The organism is Parabacteroides sp. D25 (assembly GCF_000307475.1).
GTDB classification, from domain to species: domain Bacteria; phylum Bacteroidota; class Bacteroidia; order Bacteroidales; family Tannerellaceae; genus Parabacteroides; species Parabacteroides distasonis.
This window is the reverse complement of sequence record NZ_JH976506.1, coordinates 85,176-96,163: the sequence shown is the minus strand read 5'-3', so window position 1 is coordinate 96,163 and position 10,988 is coordinate 85,176. Positions and strand designations below refer to the sequence as shown.

At 40.1% G+C, this 10,988-nt stretch carries 9 protein-coding genes; 1 reads left to right on the top strand and 8 read right to left on the bottom strand.

The genetic code is table 11. From position 1 onward, the window contains the following. Window positions 1–26: 26 nt before the first annotated feature. The 8 genes from ruvA to HMPREF0999_RS16495 form a co-directional block, all read right to left on the bottom strand. Window positions 27–617 carry a Holliday junction branch migration protein RuvA gene (ruvA, locus tag HMPREF0999_RS16530; RefSeq protein WP_005861049.1) on the bottom strand — a complete coding sequence of 197 codons (591 nt, stop codon included), beginning with the start codon at window positions 615–617 and terminating at the stop codon, window positions 27–29. A 64-nt stretch (window positions 618–681) separates the two neighbouring features. Further along, window positions 682–1,569, bottom strand: a complete 888-nt coding sequence (locus HMPREF0999_RS16525; protein ID WP_005861047.1) for an SMP-30/gluconolactonase/LRE family protein — start codon at window positions 1,567–1,569, stop codon at window positions 682–684. Between the two features lie 11 nt (window positions 1,570–1,580). Then, complete coding sequence (locus HMPREF0999_RS16520; RefSeq protein ID WP_008780644.1) at window positions 1,581–3,035, bottom strand: TrkH family potassium uptake protein; 1,455 nt, start codon at window positions 3,033–3,035, stop codon at window positions 1,581–1,583. A gap of 9 nt (window positions 3,036–3,044) precedes the next feature. Next, complete coding sequence (trkA, locus tag HMPREF0999_RS16515; RefSeq protein WP_005861043.1) at window positions 3,045–4,382, bottom strand: Trk system potassium transporter TrkA; 1,338 nt, start codon at window positions 4,380–4,382, stop codon at window positions 3,045–3,047. Window positions 4,383–4,402: 20 nt separating this feature from the next. Then, the gene (gene dxs, locus HMPREF0999_RS16510; protein WP_009276429.1) at window positions 4,403–6,301 is read right to left on the bottom strand and encodes a 1-deoxy-D-xylulose-5-phosphate synthase; all 1,899 of its coding nucleotides are present in this window, start codon (window positions 6,299–6,301) and stop codon (window positions 4,403–4,405) included. A 616-nt stretch (window positions 6,302–6,917) separates the two neighbouring features. Further along, a complete protein-coding gene (locus HMPREF0999_RS16505; protein ID WP_009276427.1) occupies window positions 6,918–7,286 on the bottom strand; it encodes a DUF3244 domain-containing protein in 369 nt (122 codons plus the stop codon). Between the two features lie 87 nt (window positions 7,287–7,373). After that, entirely contained in the window at window positions 7,374–9,110 is a 1,737-nt protein-coding gene (locus HMPREF0999_RS16500; protein ID WP_009276426.1) for a hypothetical protein, read from the bottom strand. A 226-nt stretch (window positions 9,111–9,336) separates the two neighbouring features. Then, entirely contained in the window at window positions 9,337–10,122 is a 786-nt protein-coding gene (locus HMPREF0999_RS16495; protein WP_009276425.1) for an inositol monophosphatase family protein, read from the bottom strand. A 177-nt stretch (window positions 10,123–10,299) separates the two neighbouring features. Here HMPREF0999_RS16495 and HMPREF0999_RS16490 point away from each other — a divergent pair, with 177 nt between their 5' ends. After that, a complete protein-coding gene (locus HMPREF0999_RS16490; RefSeq protein ID WP_005861038.1) occupies window positions 10,300–10,974 on the top strand; it encodes a TonB-dependent receptor plug domain-containing protein in 675 nt (224 codons plus the stop codon). Window positions 10,975–10,988 lie beyond the last annotated feature (14 nt).

The following is a 10,988-nucleotide window of genomic DNA, read 5'->3' as shown; positions in this document are numbered from 1 at the left end:
AATCGTTAATCCTCAATTGTCAATTATCAAAGCATTCTAAGCGCAGTTTTAATTACTTGTTCCACAGCTAAAGTGGGCGAGCCTTTCAAAATAGCGGATACCGCTTTTTGCGAAGCCGCTTTCTGGAAACCCAACATAACCAATGCGGCTACGGCCTCCTCGGTTACCGCTCCATTAGAGACTGATGCCTCCGGCAAGTTTCCGGCCATACTCTCCATAGGTTTCACCTTATTTTTCAAATCTACCAAGATACGCTGGGCCGTCTTCAAACCAATCCCTTTCACGGCAGTCAATGCGGCCTCATTCTTCGAACCGATCACTTGAACCAATTCGGATGGCGGTAGAGAAGAAAGGATCATGCGTGCGGTATTCGGTCCCACGCCGGAAACGGAAGTAAGCAAAAGGAACAACTCCCTTTCGATTTTCTCGGCAAAGCCAAATAGTAAATGAGCATCTTCCCGGATTACCTCATATATATATATTTTTCCGGTAGTCTTACTCCCAAACGCACTATATGTATTCAAGGATATATTCAGCTCGTAGCCTATACCACCACACTCCAAAATCATACGTGTAGGTGTAAGTTCCACGATTTCACCCTTTATATATTCTATCATCTATATATCTTTTTAATATTCCGTACCTATTATAACGCAAAATTAATCAAAAACGTATATCGGGTTACCATTCTTTTCCCGGATAAGGAACCTTAAAGGTTTCAAAACAACCCCGATCCTGCAATGTCACATAACATTGACGATGATCAGGTCCTCCAAATGTTAAGTTAGACGGCTGCTTTCCTGTCAATTGAATCTCTTCAACTAAATCTCCTTGCGGATTTAACAAAGCTATAGTACCCTTATCATAACGGCAAATATAAAGATTTCCTTTCTCGTCACACTTCATACCATCCATACCGTACCCCTCAAAAGTATGAAATAGACGTTTATTCCTTAAAGTACCATCCGGGCATATATCATATACCCAGACTTTTAATTGAGCAGATTCATTAATGTACAAGCGTTTACCATCCTCACTCACAGCGATGCCATTAGTCGTTCCCATATTCGTCTCCAATAAGGAGACTTTCGCATCCGGGGTAATCAACCAAAGTTGGCCTTTTTGATTCGGCCAATCCGGGTCACTCGCATAGATATTTCCATTGGAGGCAAATACAATATCGTTTGGTTGATTCATCTTTGGCTCATGAGCGAATACGCTGATCTTCTTAGATTTCATATCCACTTTTAAGATATTATGCCCTGTATAATCCGCCACGTACATATTTCCGTCTTTCCCGAAGCGGATACTATTCCCGGTAGATCCTTCCGGCAAAACGAGAAAACAGCCATGGCTACCATCTGGGCGTACAATACCGATCGTCCCTTCTTTCTTATAATTTACGGCATATAAATTTCCTTCGCTATCTACAGCCGGACCTTCTATTCCGGAAGTAAATGTGTGCTCTGGCATCCAACCTGTTGCTTTCAATACATTCTGGGCATTTAAAGAAATCCCACAATACAGAATACCACACAGCAGACTAGCAATGACCTGTATACTTTTCATTTTCAATAATTTTACTGTTTCCAAAAACCGGGGACTAATATCGTTAATACCGTAAATATCTCCAGACGCCCTGTTAACATCAAAAAAGACAGAAACCATTTCGACACCGTGGGAACATCCGCAAAATTACTTACCGGACCAAGCGTTCCCAAGCCGGGCCCTACGTTACTTATAGCAGAAACAGCGGCACCAATCGCCTCCGAAAATCCCATCCCATCCAAAGATAAAGCCAAACAGCTCACCACGATTAACGTAATATAAGCGAACACAAAAGCTAACACACGATGTACGATATCACCAGATACGACATGCCCGTTCATTCGTACTGGAATCACCGCATGGGGATGTGTCTGTTTCTTAAATTCATTGGAGAGATTCTTCGTTAAAATAACGAAGCGTCCCATCTTCAAGCCACCGCAAGTAGATCCGGCGCATCCACAAATAAACATCAAGATCAATGCGATAAACCAGAAAAACGGTCCCCAAGGAATATAGTCATCCGTAGCGAATCCACACGTAGAAACCAAGGTCACCACTTGGAAAGCCGCCTTACGGAACGCATTCTCTACATCCGAGGCGAATCCAAGGTACAAGATCCACACCATGACAACGATAATAGCGCCTAAAACAAAAAAGAAAAACCAGCGAAACTCCTCATCTTTAATCAATTTCTTCACATTTCCATTAAAACAGAAATAAACCAATGTCATATTGGTAGCTCCGATAAACATGAAAATAGTTATTACATACTCTATATAAGAGGAATTCCAATAAGCGATACTTGCGTTTTTGGTTGAATATCCACCAGTAGATATAGCCGTGAACGCATGATTTACCGCATCATACAAATTCATCGGACCAGCCCATAAAAGGCCGACTAAAAAAAGTGTCAGAAAAACATACACCCCCCACAGGCGTTTAGCGACTTGCGTAATACGAGGACGAAAACGTTCATGGGTTATACCGGGCGTTTCGGCATCAAACATCTGCGAGGCACCACCCCCGAAAATAGGCATCAAAGCCACGGTGAATACGACCATACCGATACCTCCCTGCCACTGTGTAAGACTCCGCCAGAATAAGATACCTTTAGGCAACGCTTCTATATTCGTTAAAATAGTAGAGCCTGTAGTCGTAAATCCGGACATGGTCTCGAAAAAGGCATCGGTCACATTATCTATATATCCTCCTATATAGAATGGTAACATTCCAAATAAAGAGAATAAAATCCATGTCAATGTCACGATCAACATTCCTTCCCGCCGGCCGGCCGAGTGTTCATTCGCCTTAAAGCCCATAGAGTAGAACAAAAAACCGGTCCCGAATAAGATTCCGCTTGAAATAAGAAGCGGATATACATCACTCCCCCGATAAAGGAAGGCTACGACAGTAGCAGCCAGCATAAAAAAAGTCTCAAGGATGAACATCACCCCTAGCATCTTCACTATAAAACGTACGTTCAACATAACTATCAACTAGTTAAAGTAGTCCTCCAGCTTACGCATAGCCGTATCCAAGCAGAATACGACAACATGATCGTATGCCTGTATCTGAGTATCACCCTTGATCATCATAGGTTCACCGTCACGAATCAACCCACCGAGAGTCATATCTTTCGGCAGACGGAGATCCTTGACTTGTTTCTTGGTAATCTTTGAATCCGGTCGAGCCACCAACTCCGCTACATCCGCATTCGCAAAGGTCAAACATTTCACGTTAGAGACATCCGCATCCAGAAGAAATTGATAGATATGGCTGGCCGCTATCAGCTTTTTGTTGATAACCGAACCGATGTCCATACTTTCCGCCAATTGGATATAATCAATATTCTCAATCTTAGCGATTGTCTTAAACACACCTAAACGCTTAGCGGCCAGACATGCCAATATATTCGTGCTGGAATTTTCCGTCAAAGCTATAAAAGTCTGCGCATCCTTGATGCCTTCTTGCATCAACAAATCAGTATCACGGCCGTCTCCGTTTATAATCAAGACATTACTAGGAACAACCTCAGCGATTCGATGACTTTTCTCTTTATTAGCCTCAATTACTTTTACCCGGATGTTATTAGGTAAATATTGGCAAGCACGGATAGCGATACGGCTTCCTCCCATAATAATAACCTTCTTTACTTCCGGATCTTTCTTTCCGGCCAGTAAGCGTACATCCTCTATATGAGATCGGGTCGTCGTAAAGAACACGATGTCACCAGACTCTATCCGGTCCGTACCACGGGGGATTATCGTCTCGTTCTTTCGCTTAATAGCGACAATATGATATAGCTTCTGCTCATTTAGCAATTCGGCCAATACCCGGTTCACCAAACGGGAATTATCCCGAACTTTAACACCTATCAGAATTAAAGCTCCCCCAAACAGCTCCCAATATTGGCGTGTCCACGGACGGCGTACAGCTGTCACGATCTCCTTAGCCGCCAACATCTCAGGGTAAATCATCGAGTTGATTCCCAGTTTCTCGAACAGCTCTTTATTTTTGGGTAATAAATATTCGTAGTTATTGATTCGGGCCAACGTACGATGCGCTCCTAGATTATGAGCCAACATACAAGCCGTCACATTGGTAGTCTCCTCGGGAGTAACACTTACGAACAAGTCCGCTTTCTTGATCCCCGCCTCCTCCAAATCTCTAAGCGAGGTCGGATTCCCGACCATAGGGAGAATCTCCATGCTAGATTTTGAGAAATTCAGCCGTTCCTCATTCGGATCCATCAAAATGATGTCCTGATTCTCTTGAGATAACATTTTCGCTAAATGTGTACCTACTTCTCCCGCACCGGCTATGACAATTTTCATATTTTATTAATTGACAATAATCAATTCTCCTTTTTCAACTGTTTCGCGATGCTCTCGGCATCCATACCACATAATTGATACAGTTCCGGTATAGAACCATGCTCGATAAACGCATCCGGCACTCCGATACGCTTTACATGAGGCGTATAGCCATTGTCTGCCATAAACTCAAGGACAGCGCTACCAAAACCTCCTTTTATCACTCCATTCTCTACCGTAATAATACGGTTATATTTCTGCCCGATCTCATGCAACAGCTCCTCATCCAACGGTTTCAAGTAGATCATATCGTAATGGGCTATCGATACCCCCTCTTCTTTCACCATCTCGATGGCTTTGATCACCTCGTTTCCGATCGGTCCGATAGAAAGTACGGCGATATCATCCCCGTCACACAACTTTTTCCCTTTTCCTATAGGCAATACTTGCATCTCGTTACGCCAATCTTTCATCTCCCCCTTACCTCTAGGGTAACGAATTACGAACGGGCCATCAAAAGCGGCATAGCCTGTATACATCAAATTCCGTAAATCCAACTCATTCAATGGGGAAGCGATTACCAAATTCGGTATCGGACGAAGATATGCTAAATCAAACACGCCATGATGTGTAGCTCCATCCTCTCCCACTAATCCCGCACGATCCAGACAGATCACCATATGTAGTTTTTGCAAAGCTACATCATGGATAACCATATCATACGCACGCTGCATAAACGAGGAATACACGTTGCAGAAAGGTATCATTCCCTCCTTAGCTAATCCAGCAGAGAAAGTTACGGAATGTCCTTCCGCAATTCCCACGTCAAACGCACGATCCGGGAAGGCTTTCATCATATAAGTCATCGAGCAACCGGAAGGCATAGCCGGAGTTACGCCTACAATACGTTCATCATTCTCCGCAAGCTCTACCAATGTATGACCGAATACGTCTTGATATAATTGAGGCTCATCTAATTTACGAACGATAATACGCTGGCCGGTTTCCTTATTGAACTTTCCGGGAGCATGCCATTCCGTAGCGGACTCTTCCGCAGGTTTAAAGCCTTTTCCTTTTTTCGTTTTGATGTGCAACAGCTTAGGGCCTTGCATATCTTTTATATCATTCAATACCTTCACCAGATAATTTACATCATGCCCATCCACCGGACCAAAGTAACGGATGCTGAAGCCTTCAAATAAATTATGTTGCTGGGTAAGCAATGCTTTAAGGCTATTGTTAAAACGTAAGATGTTTTCCCGGCGATCGTTATTGATGAGCTTGATCTTCTTTAAGCCTCGATACACATCGTATCTCATTTTATTATAGGCTTGACTCGTCGTTATATCCACTAAATACTGGCTAAGACCACCTACGCTATGATCTATCGCCATATCGTTATCATTCAGGATAATTAACAAATTATTAGGGTTGGCAGACGCATTATTCAACCCCTCGAAGGCGAGTCCTCCGGTCATAGCGCCATCCCCAATCACGGCGATCACATGGCGATCCAGTTCCTTCTTCAAGGCCGAGGCTACCGACATACCCATCGCCGCAGAGATTGAATTTGAAGCGTGTCCGGCGATAAAAGCGTCATACTCGCTTTCCGCCGGATTAGGGAAGCCGCTAATTCCTTTAAACTTACGGAGCGTATGGAAAATATCTTTCCTTCCTGTAAGTATTTTATGTCCATAAGCTTGATGCCCGACATCCCAGACAATACGGTCATAGGGGGTATTGAATACATAATGAAGGGCGACTGTCAGCTCTACCGTACCAAGGCTTGCACCTAGGTGACCAGGATTCTCAGACAAAACATCGATAATATATTGACGCAAATCGGCACATACCTGCTCCAACTTATCCTGTGACAAATGTCTCAAGTCTTCCGGAAAATGAATGCTATCCAATAGGTGTTCAACTTTGCTTTCAGCCATGTCTGCTAATTTTTCTGGCAAAAATACAGAATAAACGGCATATATAATAGTATTGTCCTGTCATTTCTTAGACAAGGGGGAAATCCATATTGATTTTAACAGCTAAATCCTATAAAATTTCATAGTTATGTTTTTTTTAAAACATAGTTATGAGTTGTGAATTTCATAACTATGAATTTTTCAAGTTATAATATAGTCATGAAATAACACCACTTGGAAATAAAAATAGCCCAACCACACCAAATTTGATCTCTTAAAAAGCACAATAAGTCTAATATTTCCAAACTATTACCTATACACCTAATAATCAACATACAATAAAATCGTATCTATCCAAGCTCCGATTAGTATCCATAGTATTTTGAATTTCTATTAATACTAATCACTATTTCTATGGATAGTAAAGCAGGCTACAATGAAGCCTATTTTCAAGAAATATACAATAAACAGAATGACTCCCGGCTGATTAATGATACGTTTAGCGGTAAAACATGTACATAGATACGTTTTCAAGTAAAGGTTCGTATATGGTACAGTTGTCCAAATAAAAAAGAGCTGTGCTTCCCATTTTACCGAGAAGCAACAGCTCTTTCTTCTTACAAAACCTCTTAATTTTTTATTCCAAGGTAAAGCTACCGGTCAAGTGTCCCAACCGATGTAACAACACAACCTGATACTGGCCATTTGCTTCTCCCGCTAAAGAGAAAGAATAAGTTCCACCTGCCTCTGAAGAAACAACATCTTCATAGACTTTCACTCCTTCATCATTCATGACACATACGGTCAAGTTTGATAAAGCATCTTCAAAGCTCAAGGAAAGGATGTCTCCTTCGATTGATGCAACTGGAGGACGGTTTGTGTTAACGGAACGATAACGTTCATCATCCCAAGCTCCTTCTGTTGGAATAATATCTCCAAATACAGATTGAACTAAAAATAACGCAAAAAAAATTGCACAAAAAATAAATCTGTTCACATTTTTCATAATATCTTGTGTATTAATTGTGCAACAAACATACAATGACTTTGCTAGTGATTCAACTACTACTATTGCACAAAATATGCACATTTACTACAAATACTCTCGGATAAATCTATCAAACTTTTCTGAAGATCCTTTTTCTTGAGGATATATTTTCTCATAAAGACGCTTTCTTATCATTGATACATTTGTTGGAGTAGTTACGATCAACATCGCAATTGTTACTGGAGGAACATTAGCTTTAATTAAACAACAAACACGCAACTCAGTTGTTGTCAACCTTGAGAATATAGTCATCAAACGTCGTGTAAACTTATCAAAGGTTTCATCCAAAGCCTTAAATAATTCATTCCAATCTTCTTCTTTAGGTCTCCATTCTTCTTTCATATGGAATTTATAATAAATATCAGACATCTGAAAACTCTCTATTAAAAACCGATTTTCAGTTTTAACATATCTTAAATTCTGATTTTCAGTTTCCAACTTCATTTTTTGAAGAGCCATCAACTCTTTCTCTTTTTCATTGTAAGCTCTAGATGATTTTTGCAACATTTCTTCTAATTCCCTAATAAGTTTTTCATTTTCCTCAATGCGAGTCAGATCTGCTTGGTGTTTTTTTTCTAGAGCCTGTAATAGCTCCCTATGCTCTTGTAAACGCAACTTTTTCTTTTTCATCTGCACATATCCTAAAACTGATATCACGACAATCACGACAATACTTATAATTAAAATTAAAGTCACAGTTAAATTCTTTACTTTCAACTTATTCAACAAGACTTCAGATTGTAATAGTTTAGCTTCTGTTTTATGATAATCATATATTTTCTCTATTCGTCTTATTGATTCCGTTTTCTTTGTTTGGTTTACAGAATCTCTTAAAACTTCATATCTAATCTGATTATTCGCATAACCTTTCCAATTTTCCCGGAATCTCTCCAACTGAGCTAAATGATAATAAGCTGCAGCTTGTGTTTGTAACCTAGAGCTGTTGCTACTATATCCTAAATAATAATACGCTGAATCAACTTGGTTAGTTTTTTGATAATATTTCCCTAACACAAAATAAAAAGAATCTAACATTGACTTTTTTAAAGGAGAACTTAAGACCTTCTCAATATACTCTAGCCCTTTTGAATAATTATCAATATCTAAATACAGATTAGCCAATTCTCTATATACAGAGGATTTACTCTTCTGATCACAAAAGTATAACGCCTTTTCATAATAAAAAATAGCACTATCCATTTTATTTAAAGCTGTCATGTTCCGTCCAATATCTCTCAGTACATAAGATTGCCCAATCGAATCATAAAGGGCTTCGAAACAATATAAAGCTTTTTTTTGGTAAAGAACCGCTTTTTCATATACTTCTTGATAGGTATAAAGCATCCCTATACTATTATATAAACGTCCAAGAAAAGCATAATCAGTAATCTCCATCTCATTTTGTAAAGCTTTTAAATAATAATCCTGCGCCCGTGGAGCATCTTTCAAATCATCAACAACACGTCCTCTATAATACCAAGCTTTTGCTTTTCTTTTCACATCATCTGTCTTATCAAAATATTCTGTAGCTATTGCAATTAATGAGTCTGACTCGTGCTTCTTATAAGTTTTATCTTCCGCTTCTGTCAAAAGTAGGTAGTACATAGCACGATCCTTTTCTGAAAGATCATTTACATCTTGTATTGTTGATAGCAATGTTAAAACGCTATCGGGATGTTGGGACATTATCTTTTCCGCATGTTCATATAGACCTGAGTGATGGCTACATGACATTAGTCCAGTAATAAAGAACAGAAAAAAGACGTATAGATTGTTTTTCATACTCTGTAACATTTTTATTTTCCACAAATGTAAGTAAAATCTCTAATCCTAAAAGTCTTGATTTTTACTGAATTAGACACATACAAGGATTTACGGGTATTTGTATTCCTCCATCTGTTTTGAAAATCAAAACGGATCAAACACCCCGCAAATAAGAAGTAAGTTTAAACTCTTTTACCTTTTAAATACACACAGAAGCACTAGAATACGCAGGATTACTCTAGTATTAGGGCAACAAAGACAACACAAGAGAGTGAACCTTGCCATTGCTGGCAACTACCTGTTCACCCGAAGCCCAGTTCTCTCCTCCATTGAAATCTGATATTTTTCCTCCGGCCTGCAATAGAATCAAGGCACCAGCGGCTACGTCCCAAGGGCCTAAATAGGCTTCTATACGGGCATCAAAACGTCCTGCTGCCACATAACACAGTTCAGCGGCGGCAGATCCCATCAAACGGGTACCTCCCGCAAAACCATACAACCTATCAACCAAATGAGCGGCTACCGGACGATAAGCATCAGAGTTATAAGGGAAACCCAACGCAATGAAAGCGTTATCCAGTACTGAGACATCCGATACATGTATCTCATTCCCATCCAAGTAAGCCTTACCACCTTTCACTGCATAGAAACACTCGTCCCTACACACCTCATAGACTACTCCTAACAATAACTCCTTCCGATTTCTTAAAGCGATACTCACGCAATAAGGCGCGATATCATGAATATAGTTTGAAGTACCGTCCAATGGATCAATTACCCAACAATATTCCTCATCGGTCAAACTTCCAGAGCCTTCCTCCGCAATAAAACCGGCCTCGGGTAGCAAAGTAGACAAAGCCTCTATGATCTGTCGTTCTGATTCTTTATCCACATAAGATACATAGTTATGAGCACTTTTTTCCTCCACTAAGTTCCGGTCAAACTTTCGGCGTTCTTCTTTTAAGAATGTCGCAGAAGCACGAGCTATTTCTCGAACCTCCTTACACAAATAGGCTAAATCTAATTCCATACCGTTCATTTTATTTTGGCAAATGTAATGATTTCCATTTATAGTAATCTCATTTTAGCGACAAATGAGACCACATAGAAACGTAAAAATAATACCTATTACGAATTTGCCCTAAAACTCTGCCTTTAAGAAATATTATATTATCTTTGTGTTATGTTCAGCTAAAAAGATTGAGCTATGAAAACAATACATTATCTTTCAATCATCATCTTATCATTCAGCAGTCAAATACTTTTGGCACAGAATGATACTTTAGTCGGTGTATTGCGTGACATCAGCGATAAAATAATCAAACGCTATCCGGTCACGCTAGGCAGTCAGAATCCGATCACCGTGAAAACGAACAAACATGGCGTATTCACCATCCCGGGGGCTAACCTGAATGATACCTTGTTCGTCACTATTAAGAAAACAAGAAATGTAGTCAAAGTCCCAGTCAACGGATACAATTATATAACCATTACTTTAGAGAATAGCACATTCAACGCAGAGCGTAGTTTTGAACCGGATGAGGCCCTGAAAGAAATTATGGAAAGGGAACGAAACAAAATAGTAAGCTCAAGCGTTATGAATAAAGAAGAGATACAGAAAACCGGATGCCGGGATCTCTATTGCCTGCTACGAAGGATGAGTGGCATAACATTCGCCGATGGTTCCGTACGCATCCGTGCGAGCGTTTCCCTAAACAGTCCTAGTGACCCGCTAGTAGTGGTAGACGGTATACCGATGGACCTATCTGTTCTAAACACGATTCCCGTTGAAGATGTCTCGGAATTAAAAGTATTGAAAGACGCAGGTGAATACGGGGTGAGAGGCGCGAACGGAGCGATCGTCATAAAAACAGGCAAATAAACAAATAAGAAAAA

Bases quoted from the DNA above. Each gene is read 5' to 3' on its own strand.
- HMPREF0999_RS16525 (WP_005861047.1), bottom strand. From the start codon at position 1,569: ATGAAAAGTATACAGGTCATTGCTAGTCTGCTGTGTGGTATTCTGTAT.
- HMPREF0999_RS16505 (WP_009276427.1), bottom strand. From the start codon at position 7,286: ATGAAAAATGTGAACAGATTTATTTTTTGTGCAATTTTTTTTGCGTTA.
- ruvA (WP_005861049.1), bottom strand. From the start codon at position 617: ATGATAGAATATATAAAGGGTGAAATCGTGGAACTTACACCTACACGT.
- HMPREF0999_RS16500 (WP_009276426.1), bottom strand. From the start codon at position 9,110: ATGAAAAACAATCTATACGTCTTTTTTCTGTTCTTTATTACTGGACTA.
- HMPREF0999_RS16520 (WP_008780644.1), bottom strand. From the start codon at position 3,035: ATGTTGAACGTACGTTTTATAGTGAAGATGCTAGGGGTGATGTTCATC.
- HMPREF0999_RS16490 (WP_005861038.1), top strand. From the start codon at position 10,300: ATGAAAACAATACATTATCTTTCAATCATCATCTTATCATTCAGCAGT.
- dxs (WP_009276429.1), bottom strand. From the start codon at position 6,301: ATGGCTGAAAGCAAAGTTGAACACCTATTGGATAGCATTCATTTTCCG.
- trkA (WP_005861043.1), bottom strand. From the start codon at position 4,382: ATGAAAATTGTCATAGCCGGTGCGGGAGAAGTAGGTACACATTTAGCG.
- HMPREF0999_RS16495 (WP_009276425.1), bottom strand. From the start codon at position 10,122: ATGGAATTAGATTTAGCCTATTTGTGTAAGGAGGTTCGAGAAATAGCT.